This window comes from Ramlibacter sp., assembly GCF_029866045.1.
Lineage (GTDB): Bacteria > Pseudomonadota > Gammaproteobacteria > Burkholderiales > Burkholderiaceae_C > Ramlibacter.
Window position 1 is genome coordinate 19,388 of record NZ_JARXAB010000048.1, and the last position, 18,130, is coordinate 37,517.

At 66.0% G+C, this 18,130-nt stretch carries 13 protein-coding genes and 1 tRNA gene; 2 read left to right on the forward strand and 12 right to left on the reverse strand.

Features of this window, described 5'->3' with window-relative positions; translation table 11 throughout:
- Positions 1–1,176: a DUF1501 domain-containing protein gene (locus tag QE494_RS05320; protein ID WP_300041868.1), complete on the forward strand. Its 1,176-nt coding sequence runs from the start codon at positions 1–3 to the stop codon at positions 1,174–1,176.
- 10 nt (positions 1,177–1,186) lie between these two features.
- Here QE494_RS05320 and QE494_RS05325 read toward each other — a convergent pair whose 3' ends face one another.
- From QE494_RS05325 to QE494_RS05365, 9 genes are all read right to left on the reverse strand, one after another.
- Positions 1,187–2,692: a M81 family metallopeptidase gene (locus tag QE494_RS05325; protein WP_300041869.1), complete on the reverse strand. Its 1,506-nt coding sequence runs from the start codon at positions 2,690–2,692 to the stop codon at positions 1,187–1,189.
- Complete coding sequence (locus QE494_RS05330; RefSeq protein ID WP_300041870.1) at positions 2,689–3,516, reverse strand: ATP-binding cassette domain-containing protein; 828 nt, start codon at positions 3,514–3,516, stop codon at positions 2,689–2,691. The genes QE494_RS05325 and QE494_RS05330 overlap by 4 nt, the downstream gene beginning before the upstream one ends.
- Complete coding sequence (locus QE494_RS05335) at positions 3,510–4,559, reverse strand: ABC transporter ATP-binding protein (RefSeq protein WP_300041871.1); 1,050 nt, start codon at positions 4,557–4,559, stop codon at positions 3,510–3,512. The genes QE494_RS05330 and QE494_RS05335 overlap by 7 nt, the downstream gene beginning before the upstream one ends.
- A 6-nt stretch (positions 4,560–4,565) precedes the next feature.
- The gene (locus tag QE494_RS05340) at positions 4,566–5,453 is read right to left on the reverse strand and encodes an ABC transporter permease (RefSeq protein ID WP_300041872.1); all 888 of its coding nucleotides are present in this window, start codon (positions 5,451–5,453) and stop codon (positions 4,566–4,568) included.
- Between the two features lie 8 nt (positions 5,454–5,461).
- Positions 5,462–6,469: an ABC transporter permease gene (locus tag QE494_RS05345; protein ID WP_300041873.1), complete on the reverse strand. Its 1,008-nt coding sequence runs from the start codon at positions 6,467–6,469 to the stop codon at positions 5,462–5,464.
- A gap of 71 nt (positions 6,470–6,540) precedes the next feature.
- Positions 6,541–8,118, reverse strand: a complete 1,578-nt coding sequence (locus tag QE494_RS05350) for an ABC transporter substrate-binding protein (RefSeq protein WP_300041874.1) — start codon at positions 8,116–8,118, stop codon at positions 6,541–6,543.
- 64 nt (positions 8,119–8,182) lie between these two features.
- Positions 8,183–12,046 (reverse strand): hydantoinase B/oxoprolinase family protein, encoded by a 3,864-nt coding sequence (locus QE494_RS05355; protein ID WP_300041875.1) that lies wholly within the window; start codon positions 12,044–12,046, stop codon positions 8,183–8,185.
- A complete protein-coding gene (locus QE494_RS05360; protein ID WP_300041876.1) occupies positions 12,043–12,780 on the reverse strand; it encodes an IclR family transcriptional regulator in 738 nt (245 codons plus the stop codon). Before QE494_RS05360 ends, QE494_RS05355 begins: the two co-directional genes overlap by 4 nt.
- Positions 12,781–12,958: 178 nt before the next feature.
- Positions 12,959–13,831 (reverse strand): hypothetical protein, encoded by an 873-nt coding sequence (locus tag QE494_RS05365; protein WP_300041877.1) that lies wholly within the window; start codon positions 13,829–13,831, stop codon positions 12,959–12,961.
- Positions 13,832–15,705: 1,874 nt separating this feature from the next.
- Between QE494_RS05365 and QE494_RS05370 the strand changes: the two genes are divergently transcribed.
- Entirely contained in the window at positions 15,706–16,323 is a 618-nt protein-coding gene (locus tag QE494_RS05370) for an Hsp20/alpha crystallin family protein (RefSeq protein WP_300041878.1), read from the forward strand.
- Between the two features lie 210 nt (positions 16,324–16,533).
- On the opposite strand, the gene QE494_RS05375 is transcribed toward QE494_RS05370, so the two are convergent.
- From QE494_RS05375 to rpoA, 3 genes are all read right to left on the reverse strand, one after another.
- Positions 16,534–16,610: transfer RNA gene (locus tag QE494_RS05375), tRNA-Met, on the reverse strand.
- Positions 16,611–16,645: 35 nt separating this feature from the next.
- On the reverse strand, positions 16,646–17,038 hold the full coding sequence (gene rplQ / locus QE494_RS05380) for a 50S ribosomal protein L17 (RefSeq protein WP_300041879.1): 393 nt from the start codon (positions 17,036–17,038) through the stop codon (positions 16,646–16,648).
- A gap of 72 nt (positions 17,039–17,110) precedes the next feature.
- Positions 17,111–18,100, reverse strand: a complete 990-nt coding sequence (gene rpoA, locus QE494_RS05385; protein ID WP_300041880.1) for a DNA-directed RNA polymerase subunit alpha — start codon at positions 18,098–18,100, stop codon at positions 17,111–17,113.
- Between the last annotated feature and the right edge of the window lie 30 nt (positions 18,101–18,130).

The following is an 18,130-nucleotide window of genomic DNA, read 5'->3' on the forward strand; positions in this document are numbered from 1 at the left end:
ATGAAGATGGACCGTCGACACTTCCTTCGCAGCGCCAGCGGCCTGGCCGCGCTCAATTTCGCGGCGGTGCCCTCGGCCTGGGCCAGCGCCGACGCGGACGCGCCGCGATTGCTGGTCGTGATGCTGCGCGGCGGCATGGACGGCCTGACCGCTGTGCCGCCAGTGGGAGACGCGGACTACGAAGCCATTCGGCCCACCATCGGCATCCGCGGCGGCTTACGACTGGACGGCTCCTTCGCCTTGCACCCGGCCATGAAGCAGCTGCACCAGATCTGGAACGATGGGCAGCTGGCCATCGTGCACGCCACCGGCTTCGCCTACACCGGGCGCTCTCATTTCGAGGGCCAGGACATCATGCAATCGGGGATGGCCAAGCCCTACACCTCGTCCTCGGGCTGGCTGGGTCGGGCCATGCAGGCGGCTCAGGCTGGTGGTGGTGTTGCGATCTCGATTCCGATGCCCCTAATTCTTCGTGGCAACCACCAGGCGTCCACCCAGTTCCCCAACTGGATGCCCATCCCCAGCGAGCCAGTGGCCCAGGCCTTGACGCAAGTCTGGGCCAGCGACCCGCTGCTCGCACCCTTGGCCCCGGTGATTCAGACAGAGAGCCTGCGCCTGCGCCAGACACAGAACGTGCGTCCCGATTTCGCGACGGCGCGCTCGCTGCCAGAGCTTGGCCGGCTGGCGGCCGAGGAGATGCGCGCGCCCCAGGGCCCGCGGCTGGGGCTGATCGACTTCACCCATGGCTTCGACACCCACGCCAGCCAAGGCGGCGACACCGGCAGCCATGCCGATCTACTCGCAACGCTCGACCGGGTGGTGGCGGCCTTCAAGACCCACATGGGCCCGATGTGGGCCAAGTCACTCGTGGTCACCGTGACCGAGTTCGGCAGAACAGCGGCAGAAAACGGCACCACTGGCACCGACCATGGCGTCGGCAGCTGCTGCCTGCTTGCCGGTGGGCTGGTGCATGAGTCGCGGGTCTACGCGCAGTGGCAAGGCCTGCGCAAGCCGCAACTGTTCGAGGGCCGCGACCTGCCCGCAACCACCGATGTGGCGGCGGTGTACGCACGGGTGGTGGAAAGGGTGTTCGGGCTGCCGCCGGCGCTGATCAACGAGCAGGTCCTCGCACACCGCAAAAATCCAGCGCTCAAGGGACTGCTCGACCTGGGCTGATGGAGGGTGCTCAATCCGGGTGGTGCACTGGCCCCAAAGGTCCCAGACGCACGCCGGGGCGAAGCCGGCGCCAGTCGAGGTCTGCCGGGTCGAGCGTGCAGGGCCCGGGACTCTTGACGATCATGACCTCAGCGGCGAGCGCCTCAAAATCGTTGCGGAAATGGACCGAGCTTTTGAGTGCCAGCAGGGCCTGGCGCGCAGGCTCCACACCCACATGCCGCAAGAGCGCCTGATCGGCCGCCTGAAACTTGCGACTGGCCAGCACCACACGCACGCCGCTGGTCACGTGACGCAAGCAGGCCATCCGCCCGAGTTGCAGGTGCCAGCCTGCGAACATCGGGCCGGTACAGTGAATATCACCGTCGCCCAGACGCTCGACCTCGAACTCGCCCGCCACCGGGCCACCGCCGATGCGATCGGCCGATGCGCCAAGTCGAAATTGCCCGCGTCCACCTTCACCGAGCGCATGCGCCTGGTCGGCGGCATTGGCGTCGATCAGGAGCGCCAGCACCGCATCCGTCGCAGCCGCCTCGACCAGCGCTCGGAGCAAGCCCGTTGTGTTGCCGTCACCGCCGGCACCGGGGTTGTCCTGGGTGTCGGCCAGAACCACCGGCGCGCCCGGGCGGCCACGCGCCATCGCGCGCCGGACCGCCTCTTCAGGCGCCAGCGCCTCGGTCACGAAGTCCGGCTCGGCGGCGCGAATCGCGCCGGCCATGTCGGCCAAGGCCGCCTGGGTTTGACTGGCATCAGGGCCGTAGGCCACCAAGGCCATGCCGCACTCGGCGATGTCGGCCATGGCAAAGCCCATGGCGAAATCCAGCGAGACGCCGCTACGCGCCTGAAGCGCTTCGAGCCGTTGATACAGGTCACGCGCTGGCGCCACCGTCGTGCACTGCGAAGGCAGCGAGGTGAGGTAGTCAAAGGCGACGAAGGCCTTGTGCGGCCGCTGGCCACTATCCAGCATGGCGTGCAGCAAGTCGGCGGCGCGCTGGCCGGTCTGCGCTGAGTCCACATGCGGATAGGTGCGAAAGACGGTGATCGCGTCGGCCAGCTCGAACATCTGCCGCGTCACGTTGGCATGCAGGTCCAGGCTGACCGCAATTGGCACCTGAGGACCCACCACCGCGCGGACACGACGCAAGATCTCGCCCTCGCCATCCTCGAGGTGGGTGCAGACCATGGCGCCGTGCAAGTCCAGCAGCACCCCGTCCACGGGCCCCGCCTCGCGCAGGCGTTGCACCAGCCGGCCGATGATTCGCTCGAATGCGTCTTCGGTGACATGGGCAGAGGGGGACGCAGCGGCCCAGACCAAGGGCACACACGCGTGACCCAGGGCCTGCAGGCGGTCCAGTGCGCCCTGCACCGGGATGTTGGCGCCCCGCAGGCGTGTGAGCAGGGCTTCGCCCTCGAGCGGGCTGGGCTCGGCCGAGAGCACCGAGAAAGCGTCGTAGTCGGCAGGCGTGGGCGCGAAGGTGTTGGTCTCGTGACGCATGCCACCGATGGCAATACGCGTCATGTAGGGGTCCGTTGCCCGTCCGAGCCTGCAGCGCCGATGCCCTCCAGTGAGGGAACCGCCGCCAACAACTGGCGCGCGTAGTCGCTTTGCGGCGCATCGAACACCTGCTGGCAGTCGCCCTGCTCGACGATCTGACCGTGGTGGATCAGGGCGACCCGGTCGCACATGTAGCGGATGACGGCCAGGTCATGGCTGATGAACAGATAGGTCAGGGAGAGCCGCTGCTGCAGCTCGTGCAGAAGATTCAAGACTTGGGCTTGCACCGACACGTCGAGGGCTGAAGTCGGCTCGTCCAGCAGCAACATCGTGGGCGAGGTCGCCAGGGCACGGGCGATGCCGATGCGCTGGCGCTGTCCACCGGAAAATTCGTGCGGCTTACGAAACAGGTGCTGCTCGCCCAGGCCCACCAGCTGCAGCAACTCGAGTGCACGCTCGGTACGCTGGCGTGCGTCCAAGCCCATGACCTCTCGGTGGATGACCAGAGGCTCGGTCACGATGTCGTGGACCGACATGCGGGGGTTGAGGCTGGCCTGCGGATCCTGGAAGACCATCTGGATGCGGGCGCGCGCATGGCGCATCGAGGCAGGCGACAGGCGCGCCAGGTCCTCGCCCTCGAAGACGATGCGACCCGCACTCACCGGCTCGAGCTGCAAGATGCAGCGTGCCAGCGTGCTTTTGCCGGACCCCGACTCGCCCACCAGGCCGAAGCTCTCGCCGCGGGTAATTTCCAAACTCACGTCCTGCAGGGCCTGAACGGGCGCGCCGCGGCGCCAGCCCCGGCGCTGGCCCGGGTAGGTCTTGTGCACACCTTCGATCGTCAGCATGCGGCCTCCACAGGGTGAGCGTGGAAGCAAGCCACCTCGTGGCCGGCACCGGCCGCCAGCGCGGACGGAACAGGCTCAAGCGCCGGCACCTGCGCGCGGCAGCCTTCCTGCGCGCGCGCGCAACGCGGCGCGAAGCGGCAACCCGGTGGGGGGTGAATCAGGTCCGGAACCGTCCCCGGGATGCCCTCGAGCGCACCGCGCGCCATCTCGCGCCGGGGAATGGCTGCGAGCAGGGCACGGGTGTAGGGATGCGTGGGCCGCCTCATCACCTCCTGAACCGGGCCGCGCTCGACGATGCTGCCGGCATACATCACCGCCACATGCGAACAGGCCTGGGCGACGACACCAAGGTTGTGGGTGATCAGCAGCACGGTCATGCGGAAGTCGCGCACCATGTCCCGCAGCAGCGCGAGGACTTGCGCCTGCACCGACACGTCCAGCGCGGTGGTGGGCTCGTCGGCGATCAGCAACTGTGGCCGGCCGATCAGCGCCATGGCGATCAGCACCCGCTGGCGCATGCCGCCGGAAAACTGGTGCGGGAAATCGTCAAGGCGCTGGGCGGCATCGGGAATGCGCACCCGCTCGAGCATCTCGAGCGACAGGGCACGGGCAGCCCGGCGCTTCTCGCGCGCACTGGCGCCAGCCGGCACGCCCAAAAGCTCAAGCCGCCAGGCGGCAGCGGCCAGGGCCACATCGACGAGCTGCTCGCTGATGCGAAATAACGGGTTGAGGTTGGTCGTCGGGTCCTGGAAAATCATGCCGATGCGACCGCCGCGCAGCGGTCGCATCTGGGCCTCGGACATCTGGAGCAGGTCCTGACCATTGAACAAGATCTGCCCCCGCCCATAGCGAGCCGGTGGCGAGGGCACGAGGCGCGAGACCGACAGGCCGGTGAGGGACTTGCCACAGCCGGTCTCGCCCACCACCCCCCAGACCTCGCCATGGCCCACCTGGAGGTCAACGCCCTGGAGCACATGGGCCTCGCCCTCGAAGCTTCGCATCCACAGATGCAGGTCACGGATCTCGAGAAGGGGAGCGCTCATGAGGCCTCAGCGACGTGAGCGCGGGTCGAAGACGTCACGCAGACCGTCACCCAGCAGGTTGAAGCCGAACACGGCCAGGAAGATGGCTAGGCCGGGAAAGATGGCCGTCCACCAGAAGTCGGGCATGTAGCTGCGCGCCACAGACAGCAGCGAGCCCCACTCCGGCGTGGGTGGCTTGACACCGATACCAATGAATCCCAGCGAGGCCACGGTGAGGATGGCAAACCCCATGTCCAGCGACATCTTCACGATGACTGGCGTCATCACATTGGGCAAGATGTGCACCAGCAGCAGCCGCGCGGGCCGGGCACCGATCGCGCGCGCAGCAGTGACATACAAGTCCTCCTTGCGCGCGAGGACCTCGCCGCGAACCAGACGGGCATAGCCCGGCCACCAGGACAGGGAGATGGCCACCACCATGTTGAAGATGCCTGGGCCCAGGGCCGCGGCGACCGCCATCGCCAGCACCAGGCCAGGGATGGTGAGCTTGAGGTCCGACAGGCGCATCAGCAGGTCGTCGGTCCAGCCCCCCGCAAAGCCAGCGACGCCGCCCACCAGAGTGCCGGCCAGGGCGCCTAGCAAGACCACCGCCAGGCCAGCCAGTACCGACACCCGTGCGCCGCCCATCACCAAGGAGAAAACGTCCTGGCCCATCTCGTTGGTGCCAAACCAGTGCTGCGCCGAGGGCGGCTGGAATCGGGCCGCGGTGCTCACCGCGCCCTCCAGATGCTCGGGATAGGGCGCCAGCCAGGGCCCGACCAGCGCCATCAGCATCAGCAGGGACACGATCGCCAGACCCAGCACCGACAGGCGGCTTTGGGCGAAGCGGTACAGACCGCGCCGCCAAGCCTCACGACCCGCGCTACGAGGCCGCCGGGCGGAGGGAGTAGACATCTCGGCGCTCATGCTGGACGCACCTTCGGATTGAGAAGGCCATACAGCAGGTCCACCAGCAGGTTGACCAGAACGAACAAGGTACCGATCACCAAGGTGACGCCGATGATGGGCATGAAGTCCTGCGTCACCACCGCCTTGGTGGCGTACAGGCCCAGGCCTGGCCAGTCGAACACCGTCTCGACCAGCACCGTGCCGCCCAGGAGCCAACCGAAGTACAGGCCAATGACGGTGAGCGTGGCCGAGAAGGCATTACGGGCCACGTACTTGGTAATGATCAGGCGCTGCGGCAGACCCAAGGCGCGCTCGGTGAGCACATAGTCCTGCTGAAGCACCTCCAGCGTGGACCCGCGCATCATGCGCATGATGGTGGCAAGGGGCGAAAGCGACATGGCCAGGGCCGGCATCAACAGATGCTGGCAGGCCACCCAGAAGGCGTTGAGGTTGCCCGCAAGCAGGGCGTCCACGGTGAGGAGGCCGGTGATGCGCAGCGGCAACTCCTCGGTGATCGGAAAGCGCCCGCCCAGGGGCAACCAGCCCAGGGCCATGGCCAGGCCCAGTTGCAGCAGCAGGCCCAGGAAAAAGCGCGGCATCGAGATGGCGCCCAGTGCGAGCACTCGCGAGAGGTAGTCGGGCCAGCGGTCACGCTGCACCGCGGCCCAGAGACCCATGGGCACACCGACCAGCACCGCCAGCGTCATGGCTGCCAGCACCAGTTCCAGGGTCGCTGGCAGGTAGGCACGCAGGTCCTCGATCACCGGACGGCGGGTGTAGATGGAGACACCGAAGTCTCCCTGCAGCAGGCCCCACAGGTAGCGGCCATATTGCTCCCAAAGCGGGCGATCCAGGCCGAATTCGCGTCCATAGGCGGCGATCTCCGCGGGGGATGCATTGGGGCCCGCGGCCAGGGCGACCGGATCGCCGGGCAGCAGCCGGGCGATAGCGAACACCAGAACCGTCAGGCCCAGGAGCACTGGGACCAGCAGCAGCAGGCGTCGGACGAGATAGGACCACATGGGCGATGTACTCAAGGCGCGCCGGCAGCCCTCAGGGCCAGCCGGCGCGAGTCAGTCGGTCAGGGCCCGACTCAGGTCAGCGAGAGGCCGAAGCACTCGATGGCGTTGGAGGCGACCGGCGCGAACTGGAAGCCCTTCACATTGTCACGCAGCGCCAGCTTGCGCTTTTCCAGCACACCGAAGATGTCGGGCGCATCGGCGACGACCTTCTGCTGCATGTCACGATAGATCGCCACCCGTTTGGCGCTATCGGACTCGGCACGTCCACGCTCGATGAGCACGTCGACCTCGGGGTTGGCATACACCGCGTTTTGCCAGTTGCCATTGCGGGACGAGTGGTACGCGGCAAAGGCCACGTTGTCTGGGTCGCCATAGTTGGCGGTCTGGTAGACCGGGAAGAAGTCCGGGAAGGTCTCGGGCTTGGCGCAGGCGGCGACCATGTCGGGCCAGAGCATGGGCTTGATGTCCAGTTGGATATTCAGCTGCTTGAGGCTGTCGAGCAGCACCAGCCCAAAGCGACGCTGCTGCTCGAGGCCAGAGACATAGGCCATGGTCAGCTTGATGCCGCCATTGGGCGACTTGGACTTGGCCAGGTGCTCCTTGGCCTTGGCCATGTCAGTGCGGTAGACGGCCAGTTGCGGGTTGTGACCCAGGATGCCGTTGGGAAGCGGGCCCACCATCAAGTCGGCGTAGCCAGCGGCGTCCAGGATGCCCTTGTAGTTGACGGCATACGACACCGCCTTGCGCAGGTCGAGGTCGGCCATGGGGCCGTGGCGGGTGTTCATCTTGATCGAGAAGGTGCGGTACTCCGGCTCGATGATGCGCACCACCCCTGGCTTGTCCTTGAGAGCGTCCATGTCCTCGCTGGTCAGATCGACCGCGATATGGACTTCGCCGCGTTGGATCAAGAGGCGCTGCGAGGCGGTCTCGCGCACGATGCGCCAGATCACGCCTGTGAGGTTGCCGCCGCCTTTTTGCCAACCGTCTACACGATCGAGTTCGTACAGATTACCGGCCTCTGCGCGGCGCACCTTGAAGCCACCCGAGGCAGCGGTCTGGGTACGCAGATAGGTCTGGCCATCGTCGCTGCCCAGGTTGGCCTCGACATCCGCCTTGGACACGACCCAGATCCATGGCAGCACGTGCATGAAGGCGGCAAACGGCTTGAGCAGGTTGAAGCGCACCGTGCCCGCATCGACGGCGGTCACGCTGTCCTGGCCGACCACGCCCTGGATCATCCAGGCGTTGCCCTTGTTCAGACGCAGCGCCCGCTTGAACGAATAGACCACGTCGTCGGCGGTCAGCGGCTTGCCGTTGTGGAAGCGGGCCGCCGGGTTCAGCTTGAAGGTGTAGGTCTTGCCGTCGCCGGAGACGGTCCAGGACTGGGCCAATTCAGGCACCGGCTTGGGCGGGCTGCCCTCCACCCGCACCAGGGCATCGTAGACGTTGCGCAGCAGGAAGCTGGCCGAATAGCCGGTGGCGATATGCGGGTCAAAGTTGGGAATGTCTTGCGTGGCGGCGATCACCAGCACACGGCGTCCGCCCTGCTGGGCGAACGCGTCCAGGGGCAGGACCAAGCTGGCCAGGCCGGCGCCAGAGGCACCTAGCCACTGACGGCGGTTGACTTGGGGATTGTCGGAGTGATGCACGGTGATCTCCTTGTTAGCAGGGGTTGGAACGGTCAGAAAGCGCGGGGAGGGAAACAATTCATCTTCAGGTCGTGGCGAGGCTGGGATCGGCGGCGCGCCCGGCACCTGCCGTGGGCGCCGACTGGCCATAGTCGTGGCCTGTGGCATCCGGCGAGATGAGGCCCAGTCGCAGGTCGCGGGCCAGGGCATCGGGCGAACGTTCACGCGGCGACCCATAGCCAGAGCCACCGGCGAGCACCAGTTCGACCCATTGATCGGCGCGGCGAAGCTCGACCAACTGACCGCTGCCGACATTGAGGAGTTCGTTACCCTGGGGGTCGATGAGGCGGCCCAGGGCCTCGCCACCAGGTTGGCCACCGTACAGGCCATCGACCGGGTTGTTGACGCCCTCGGGATAGACCGAGATCAAGGTGGGGAGTCCGTCGTCCTCGCGCTTGCGCAAACGTACGCGCTGGCCGAGGCCGCCGCGATGCCGGCCCGCACCACCGGAGTCGGTGACATAGGTCTTTTCGAGCACGACCACCGGGGCACGACTCTCGATCAGTTCGATCGAGGTGTTGGCGGCGGAGGTGGGCCACAGCAGTGTGGAGTGGCCGTCGCCACGCGCGGAGCCGCCTTGACCACCACCGCAGAACAGCATGTCCGAATAGAACCGGCCGTGCTCGTCCTGGCCATAGATGTTGGCCGCTACTGCGAGCCCGGTGAAGGATTGCACCTGCTGCGGTGCAGCCTGGGACAGCGCCCGGAAAATGTTGGGCGCCAGGTACCAGCCGGTACGGGTGCGCAGGTTGACGGAGGCTGGGTAGCTGCAATTGAGCACGGAACCTTCAGGCGCGCTCACCGTGAAGGGCCGGTAGCAGCCCGCGTTGCCACGCACCGAAGGGGTGAGCATGCACTTGAGCGGGTAAGTTGCGTGCGCCGCCGTGTAGTTCAGGGTGCAGTTCAGCCCCCCTTGCGCCAGTTGCGCAGGCGCGCCGGCAAAGTCCACATCGATCGAATCGCCAGCGATGGTCAACTTGACCGGATAGGCCAGCACCTCCCCGAGCGGGTTGTTGGTGATGACGCTGCGGTACTCGCCATCGGGCAGGGCGCGGATGGCGTCACGCATAGCCTTTTCGGACAGGCCCTGCACCACTTCGGCGAGCGCGCCCAGGTCGCGCATGCCGTAATCGTCCATGAAGGAGAGCACACGCTCGGCCCCCATGGCGTTGGCGGTCACGAAAGACTGCAAATCGCCCAACACCTGGTCGCCATTGCGCACGTTCAGGTGAATCAGCCGGTGAAGGGTCTCGTTGGGCCGACCCGCCTCGTACAGCTTCATTGGCGGGATCTGCAGGCCCTCCTCGTAAATCTCTCGGGCTTTGAGCGAGTCCTTGGTACCGCCGATGTCAGAAACATGACCCACCGTGCCAACGAGACCGACCAGCCGGCCCTCGCGGAATACAGGGGTCACGACCGCGATATCGAACAGATGCCCCGCGCACAGCCAAGGGTCGTTGGTAATCAGCACATCGCCTGGCTGGAGCGTGTCGGCCGGGTAGGCGGCCAGCAGGGCCTTGACTGCACGCGGCAGGGTCAGATTGAAAACCGGCATCGCACGCGGCGAATGGGCCAGCGTCTCGCCGTCGCGATCGAGCAATTCGCAGGCGAAATCCTGCGCCTCTGAGATCACCAATGAGAAGGCGGTCCGGCAGACGGTGAGCCACATCTCGTCAACCACATTGACCAGACGGCTCCACATGATCTCCAGGCCAATCGGGTCCGCCTGGATGCGTGCCACCGCCTCGGCACGCGACATGCCCTCGCGCACCACCGCCTCCATCGCACGCGTGGCAGCGACCGTGATACGCAGATTGAGGTTGTCGTCCACCTCGACGAGGTCGTCCGGTGCGACCACGGTGGTCGATTCGCGCTCCTCGATGATGGCCGGGCCGTCGATCCGATCGCCCGGCCGCAGTGCGTAGCGGTCCACCACCTGGGTGAGCATCGCGCCTTGCTCAAACACCGCCATGCGCTGGCCCTTGACCCGTGGCGAATCGTCCGCGCCACCCGCGGCGCCTTGCAGGCTCAGGCGGGGCGTGGGGCCGGCGCATCGCACGCGAAAATTCACCGCCTCGATGCGCGCGTCCTCGAGTACCGAGGTGTAGCGGGTGGCATAGGCAGCCTCGAAGGCCTGGCGGATCCCCGCCAGGCTCTGGGTACCGATCAGGCCATCAGGCAGTGTGACCGCGATGTCGTGCATCTGCCCTACCAGGCGCATGTCAGCGTGTCGTTCGACCTCTATGGCAGACGGATCAACGCCCGCCGCCTGCAATCGCTCACGGCCCTGGGTCTCCAAGGCCGTGAGCACCTGATTGACCGCTTCGGCATCGAATCCGGGTTCAAACGCCACGCGCAGCGAACGCACCCCGTCGAAGGACAGGGGCGCAGCCAGGAATCCCAGTGCCGAGGCGGCGCCGGACGCTGGAGGAATGATGACCTCACGCACGCCCATGGCGCGCGCCACATCGACCGCATGGGCGGGTCCGGCGCCACCGAAGCCGACCATGGCATAGGCCCGCGGGTCCTTGCCCTTTTCGATCAGGTGCACCCGTGCGGCAGCGGCCATGCTCTCGACCACCACCTTATGGATGCCCAGCGCCGCCTGCGGCACGGTCAAGCCCAGCGGCTTGGCGACGCGCTCGACCGCGCGCTCGGCGGCGGCCAGGTCGAGCTTCATGCGGCCGCCAAGGAAGAAGCCGGGGTCGTAGTAACCGAGCACCAGGTTGGCGTCCGTCACGGTGGGTTCGGTGCCGCCCAGGCCATAACAGGCCGGGCCAGGGTCGGAGCTGGCCGAATGCGGCCCCACCTTGAGCAGACCGACCTCGTCGATGGCGGCGATGGAGCCGCCACCGGCGCCGATCTCGATCATTTCGATCACCGCCGACTTGATCGGCAGGCCCGAGCCGCGGGTAAAGCGGCTCACGCGGGCCGCCTCCATCATCGGCGCGATCTCCGCGCGGCCGTCTTCAATGAGGCAGGCCTTGGCGGTCGTGCCGCCCATGTCGAAAGAGATCACGTCCTGCTTGCCCGCCAGAGAGCCAAAGAGCGCAGTGGCCAGACCGCCGCCGGCCGGGCCGCTCTCGAGCAGGCGGATGGGGAAGAGGCTGGCGGTCTCGACCGACACCAGGCCACCGGCCGAATGCATCATGCGCAGGTCGCCGGCGAAGCCCAGCTCCGAAAGAGACTGCTGCAAGCGACCCAGGTAACCAGCCATCAGCGGCTGCACATAGGCATTGGCGCAGGTGGTCACGGTGCGGGCGTACTCACCCATCTCCGCCACCACGTCCGAGGACAGCGATACCGACACGCCGGGATGGTGCGCGCGGATCCAGTTACCCACGGCCTGCTCGTGTGCCGGATTGGCATAGCTGTGAAGCAGGGACACCGCAATCGCGCGGCAGCCCGCGGCCACCAGGGCATCGACCGCTTCGCGCACGCTGACCAGGTCCAGCGGCGCGACGACACGGCCCAAGGCGTCGATGCGCTCGCCCACCTCACGGCGGAGATCGCGCTCGACCATCGGCGCCGGAAAGCGCACGAAGAGGTCGTAGATGTCGTAACGCTGCTCAGCGCCCATCTCGAGGATGTCGCGAAAGCCCCGCGTGGTCAGCAAACCCAGCGGCGCGCCCTTGCGCTCGATCACCGCGTTGGTCACCAGCGTGGTGCCGTGGATGATCTCGTGCACCTCGGCCAGGGTGATGCCTCGCATCGCCACCAGCTCCTGCAGGCCCTGCAGCGCCGCCTCTGACGGATCTTTGGGTGTGGTCAAGCGCTTGTGCAGCGTGACACGGCCTTCTTCGTTGTCGTAGAGGATGAAATCAGTGAACGTGCCGCCAATGTCAAAGCCAATGCGCCAGCGTGAGTTGAGCACGGGGCTGCGATTCATGGATGACTCCTGATGAGATTTCTGCGCTCCTGCAGGAGCAATTCGATGGCCCGCTTGCGATCGGCCGGACCGAGGGCCAGCAGCGGGTAGGTGAGGCACAGGCACAGGCGCTCACCGGTTTGCGGGTCGGCCACCGCCACGGCAACGGCACCGGCGCCTGGGAGGGCCTCATGCTGAGACTCGGCAAACCCTTGCTCGCGGATCTGCCTCAGCCGCGCGAGCAGCTCGTCAAAGTCACGTGGCGACTGCGGGGCCGCGAGAGAGACGCGCCCACCCAGCAGTTGGCGCACCTCGCCATCGCCCATGGTGGCCAGCAGGGCCCGTCCGGTGGCGCAAGCGTCGACCGGCAAGCGCCCGCCGAGCGGCACGCCCACCTGCTGGGTGTTGCCACCCACATGGTGAGCCAAGCCAACCATATGCGTACCTACCAGCACCGAGACATAGCCGGAGTACCCCATTTGGTCACTGACCCGGCGCGCCGCAGCGCTGGCGCGTGCTTGGAAGGTCTGGGTCTGCGTGGCCATCTGCCCGAGGTCTTGCAACCATTCCCCCAGGCGGTAGCCGCGGCCACGCCCGGCGGCGTCGAGCATGCCGGCCTCATGCATGGCCCGCAGCAAGCGGGATACGTTGCTCTTGGGCAGACCCAACCAGGTGGCGACCTCGGTCACCGTGAGCTCAGGCCGGCTCGGCGTGAAGCAACGAAGCACATGCACTGAGTTTTTCAGTGTCGACATGCCTAGATCCAGCCGGCTTTGTGCCGTAAAGTGGAACGATCGTCCCTCATAGAGGCATCATAGGCCGACTCATCGGCACCAAGCAAGCAAACGGGGGGTGGAGAAATCCCCTAGGACAGAAGGCCACATCGCCGTCGGCGATGGCTCAGGCCCCTGGCCGGCCTCCGGCGAGGCCGAATCAATTGCCGATGCCCTTGCCGGTGTCTTCCGGCACCACGCGCGCGGCGGTCGATGCGGCGGAGGCGAGGGCAGTAGGGGCATTGGGAGCAAGGGCCTGGGACTCCGTGGCCAAAGCTCTGGCCGGGCTCACGCTTGCGGCCATCACGCTTGCCGGGATCACGCTGGCCGGCCCCTGTGCAATCGTCCCCACTCCCTGGCGCCCGCCACCTTGGGCCAGCGAGCGTGACAGCGTGTCTCGCTTGGCGGACTCCCAGGCATCAGAGACCGCGCGGGCGAATGACAACTCACGTTGTTTGGGAAGGGTGTGAAGCACCAGAAGGTTCGCCTGTTCGGGCTGCAGGCCCGCATTCTTCAAGGCCGGAGCGGTGATCGGCACCTGCTCCAGAGCGTGCAGCATGGACCCGATCTGCCGGTCCGAGTTTTCCGCGTGTGGCTCGTTAAGCGCCAGTGCGTCGATCAAGCGATGGTTGTAGAAATGCATAGACGCTGCTGCGACATGCCGCAGGACATAGGGCATGGGGCTCTGCTCGTGCAGGGCACGGGGGCTGATGAGGACAGTGCGGGTGAACGGGTTGTAGCTGGCTTGCTGGCGATTCAGGCTGTCCATGCGAAGCTCAAAGGACGGGAGACCCTGGTACGCACTTGCGCGGCCCTGCGAGGCCTGGCTGAAGATGGCGCGGACGGCCGCAACAACGCTCTGGAAATTCGGGACGACCTGCTTTCGGGCCTGCGCCTGCACCTTCACAGCAGCAAGTACCCGCGCCTGCAGTTCCTGCTCCTGGGCCGTGTAGCACTCACCAGCTGCCAGGGCTCGCGCCAGCTCCGCATGAAACCGGTAACGGGGCGCCCAGCCAGCACCGCGCGGATCCATGCTCTGCAAACTATCCGCCGAACATCGGAGCAGTGAGGCCCGCACCGACAGGGGCCAACGCAGAAGTTCGTTCCGGAATCGGTTGGACAGAGGTTGTCCCGAGGCACGGGTGACGCGCTCGTGCAGTCCCTGGAGTGCGGGAAGCAAATCGCGGTGCCAGCGAGCCCGAATTGCCGCTTGTTCTCTCGCTTGTGTGTTCGCTTGCGCCGACGCTTGCCGACCCGACGCGTCGGGCACGCCCCTGTAGAGGGCTTCGTCAGCGAGGCGTCTTCCCCAATCACACATGCCCGTGAGCTGTGTGGGCCGCTCGGGCGAGGAGAGGCCAAGCAGGCGCCCCTTCGTATCGGCGAGTCGGGCGCGTTCGGTTTCGTTCCATTCACTGCCCCGCTGGTGCGCAGGTCGATCGCCCGCCGACGGCGCTGCACCCAGGGAGCCATACATGGGGATCGAACTGAGCTGATCTGCCAACGAGGGTGCCTCTGTGGAGGCCAGAGGCAGGGGTGCTCCACGGGTCGCAAGGGCCGACGCGACGAGCGGCGGATGAATCTCCGCAGTGGGCGGTGCCGCAGCGCCAGTCCCGGCGCCAGAGAATTCGGGGGCCAGGCTTCTGTTGACACTGCTAGGAGGGTCTGGCTCACCAGCGGCCGAGCGCGGCTCGGATGTAGGCACCCGACCAGAGTCCGACGGGGGTCGACTCGCTTTGTGGCCATCACCGGAGCCCCTGCGCGATCCCACAGCATCGGGAGCCGGATCGGCTTTACGGTCAACGCGGGGCGGCGGCGATGCCTCTGAAGACGCCGCAGCGGCCGCGTCTGGTAGCGGAGCCAGCGAGCGCCGGCGTTGGGTGATCGCGCCGCTCGCAGTCTCCAGCTCGAGGCGCCACGCGGCCTCGTCCTTGGGCGGATCATCCCGCCAGGAGGCATCCAGGCAGGCCTTGACGATCCTCTGGTTTGAGCTGATCAGGCAGGTGTTGATCCGGTTGTAGAGCGTCTGGGTGCCGCTGCAATTCCATGTTGCGGGGGTGAACGCGAGCGTCGACAACCCAGCCGCCTGGGGAGCATCCATGCCGCCCGTGATCAGGTCTTGCTGGAACTTCACAAATGCCGCGAGCAGCCGCAATTGATGCACTCGAACCGCGCCCGCATCGGTGAGGTTGTTGAACGGGACGGCGGCCTGATCCCGGATTACCCCGGGGGGCAACGCCCTTGCGAAACGATCGGCGATGCGGGTCCTCGCAGCGGAGGCTTGCTTGTTTCGCAAGAAGGCCGGCGATAGGGGAGAGCGGGGGGGGGTGCCGGCGGCACTCACGCCCGTGCCATCGAACAGCACCAGATTGTTTGCATCCGAGCACTGCACCGCCGCGCCCAATTCGATGAAACTTTTTGAATCGGCGGCGGCGGTCTGGGGGGGCGATGCCGCCCCGCGTGAAGGTGAGCGCGGGGACAGTGAGCGGAACATTGACGAGAGCATGGGCGGTAACGATCGGCTGTGAGGAGGGAGTGGGGTGGCCGCCATGCGGCCGGAGATGCCTAGGGGACCGTGGACAGACGGACAGATAGACCGATGGATACGGAGGCACGCGGTCTGTCACCGCCGGGGCTCAGCGGGTTCTCTCTGGCTGCGCACATCGCCAGTTGCACGCCAGCGTCCCTTGCGCAACCGCACATGGCCGCACCAAGCCGCACGAGGTCGCACGAGGCCCTGCGACGGGGCGCTGGGCCGTGCCTTGAGGACCGCCGTTTGCACCGACAACAATTGCCCCGCAGACCACTCCTACACCAGCATGGCACCCGCCCCCACAGGACCGCCCTCAGGGCCTGGCGCAAATTGCCCCTTTCCCCTTCCTCGCTCTGACCTTCTTCTTGGAGATGACCATGACTCGCCAGCCCGGATTCCTCACCCCCACGCGCAGCTCAGCCGACCCTTTCGCCGCACTGCACCAGCAGATGAACCACCTGTTCGACGACTTCATGGGCAGCAACGCCTTGCCGTCGCTTCCATCCGCCATGGCCTTGCCGCGAATGGATGTGCGTGAGAGCTCGCAGGAGATCTGCATCAGCACCGACCTGCCAGGCGTCAACCCGGCTGATGTCGAGGTGCGGCTCGACGGCAACATGCTCACGCTGCGGGGCGAGAAGCGCCAGGAGCACGAGACCCAGCAACCCCAGGACTATCACCTGATGGAGCGCAGCTGGGGCCGGTTTCAGCGCTCGCTCCAATTGCCCTTCGCGCCCGAATCACAGGAGATCAACGCGGACTTCGCGCATGGGGTGCTGACCATTCGGATACCCAAGCACGCGCTGCAAGAGCGCAGCCACCGGATTGCTGTGCACAGCCATGAATTGCCCTCGCAGAGTGCGGCGGTGAGCCAGGGCGGTGGGTCAGCAGGCAGGCAAATCGGCACGCAGATGGGCGAGAAAGCAGGTGGGCATGCATCGGCAGAAGGCCATGCAGCGGAGGGCGGGAAAAAAGGGGGCTCCAGCCGCCATTGAGCGCACGCATCTTTCTTGGCCTGGGCCGGGGAAGATCGCGGAGAAGAACGCCGGCGCAAGACGCTACATCATGCCGGCTTGATACCGGCGTGATGTCGGCATGAGAGCCGACAAAAGCGGCACTGAATGCGCCGTTCAACGCACCAATGAAAACGCCCACATATGTGGGCGTTTTCATGGCGTCGGACTTTGTGGTCCTCGGCTTGGGTTTGGTTGCGCGGGCAAGATTTGAACTTGCGACCTTTGGGTTATGAGCCCAACGAGCTACCAGGCTGCTCCACCGCGCGTCAGAACCGATAAGTATAGCGGGGAAACCCCTCGATCACTCGCTCGCAGCGGCTTGATCGGCAGAAATTTCAGGGCGGTCGACGAGCTCAACAAGCGCCATCGGCGCGTTGTCGCCCACGCGGAAGCCCATCTTCAAAATGCGGGTGTAACCGCCCGGGCGCACCTTGAAGCGCGGGCCGAGATCATTGAACAGCTTGGTGACGATGTCACGGTCACGCAGGCGGTTGAAGGCCAGGCGGCGATTGGCCACCGAGTCTTCCTTGGCCAGAGTGATCATGGGCTCGACCACGCGGCGCAGTTCCTTGGCCTTGGGGACGGTGGTTTTGATGGCTTCGTGCGTGAGCAGCGAAATCATCATGTTGCGAAGCATCGCCTGGCGGTGCTCGCTGGTGCGATTGAGTTTACGAAGGCCGTGGCCGTGACGCATGGTGTGTTCCTTTCTTTATCTAAAAGGCAGCCGGATCAGGTACTGCCAGTTCACCAATGTGCAAATTGAAAATCAGCGCTTGTCCAAGCCTGCGGGCGGCCAGCTTTCCAGCTTCATGCCCAGGGTCAGGCCACGGGAGGCGAGAACTTCCTTGATTTCGTTGAGCGACTTGCGGCCCAGATTAGGCGTCTTGAGCAGCTCGTTTTCGGTGCGCTGGATCAGGTCACCGATGTAGTAGATGTTCTCGGCCTTGAGGCAGTTGGCCGAGCGCACGGTGAGCTCAAGCTCGTCGACCGGACGCAACAGGATCGGATCGAACTGCTGTGAGCTGCGCTGCACCGGCTGGTCGAAGGCGGCGAGTTCGCTGCCCTCGAGCTGGGCGAAGACAGCAAGCTGCTCAACCAAGATCTTGGCCGAGGCGCGCACTGCGTCTTCAGCGGTGATGGCACCGTTTGTCTCGATCTCGACGACGAGCTTGTCCAGGTCGGTACGCTGCTCGACGCGGGCGCTCTCGACGGTATAGCTCACGCGCTTCACAGGCGAGAAGGAGGCATCGAGCACGATGCGGCCAATGGACTTGGTGGGCTCGTCGGCAAAGCGGCGCAGCGTACCGGGCACATAGCCGCGGCCCTTTTCAACCTTGATCTGCATGTCGAGCTTCCCACCTTGCGACAGGTGGGCAATGACGTGATCCGGGTTGATGATCTCTACGTCGTGCGGGGTCTGGATGTCGGCCGCAGTGACCGGGCCCTCGCCCTCTTTGCGCAGCGACAGGGTGACCTCGTCACGGTTGTGGAGCTTGAACACCACGCCCTTGAGGTTTAGCAGGATGGAAACAACATCTTCCTGGACACCGTCAATGGAGGAGTACTCGTGGAGGACGCCAGCGATGGTGACCTCCGTGGCTGCGTACCCGACCATCGAGGACAGCAGCACGCGACGCAAAGCGTTGCCCAGGGTATGGCCGTAGCCACGCTCGAAGGGCTCGAGCGTCACCTTGGCGCGATTGGCGCCAAGCTGCTCCACGTTGATGGACTTGGGTTTCAGCAGATTGGTTTGCATTCAGACTTCCTCTCAATACCCCCGGCTCGT

Bases quoted from the DNA above. Each gene is read 5' to 3' on its own strand.
- QE494_RS05320 (WP_300041868.1), top strand. From the start codon at position 1: ATGAAGATGGACCGTCGACACTTCCTTCGCAGCGCCAGCGGCCTGGCC.
- QE494_RS05370 (WP_300041878.1), top strand. From the start codon at position 15,706: ATGACTCGCCAGCCCGGATTCCTCACCCCCACGCGCAGCTCAGCCGAC.
- QE494_RS05330 (WP_300041870.1), bottom strand. From the start codon at position 3,516: ATGCTGACGATCGAAGGTGTGCACAAGACCTACCCGGGCCAGCGCCGG.
- QE494_RS05335 (WP_300041871.1), bottom strand. From the start codon at position 4,559: ATGAGCGCTCCCCTTCTCGAGATCCGTGACCTGCATCTGTGGATGCGA.
- QE494_RS05355 (WP_300041875.1), bottom strand. From the start codon at position 12,046: ATGAATCGCAGCCCCGTGCTCAACTCACGCTGGCGCATTGGCTTTGAC.
- QE494_RS05325 (WP_300041869.1), bottom strand. From the start codon at position 2,692: ATGACGCGTATTGCCATCGGTGGCATGCGTCACGAGACCAACACCTTC.
- rpoA (WP_300041880.1), bottom strand. From the start codon at position 18,100: ATGCAAACCAATCTGCTGAAACCCAAGTCCATCAACGTGGAGCAGCTT.
- rplQ (WP_300041879.1), bottom strand. From the start codon at position 17,038: ATGCGTCACGGCCACGGCCTTCGTAAACTCAATCGCACCAGCGAGCAC.
- QE494_RS05345 (WP_300041873.1), bottom strand. From the start codon at position 6,469: ATGTGGTCCTATCTCGTCCGACGCCTGCTGCTGCTGGTCCCAGTGCTC.
- QE494_RS05340 (WP_300041872.1), bottom strand. From the start codon at position 5,453: ATGTCTACTCCCTCCGCCCGGCGGCCTCGTAGCGCGGGTCGTGAGGCT.
- QE494_RS05360 (WP_300041876.1), bottom strand. From the start codon at position 12,780: ATGTCGACACTGAAAAACTCAGTGCATGTGCTTCGTTGCTTCACGCCG.
- QE494_RS05365 (WP_300041877.1), bottom strand. From the start codon at position 13,831: ATGGATCCGCGCGGTGCTGGCTGGGCGCCCCGTTACCGGTTTCATGCG.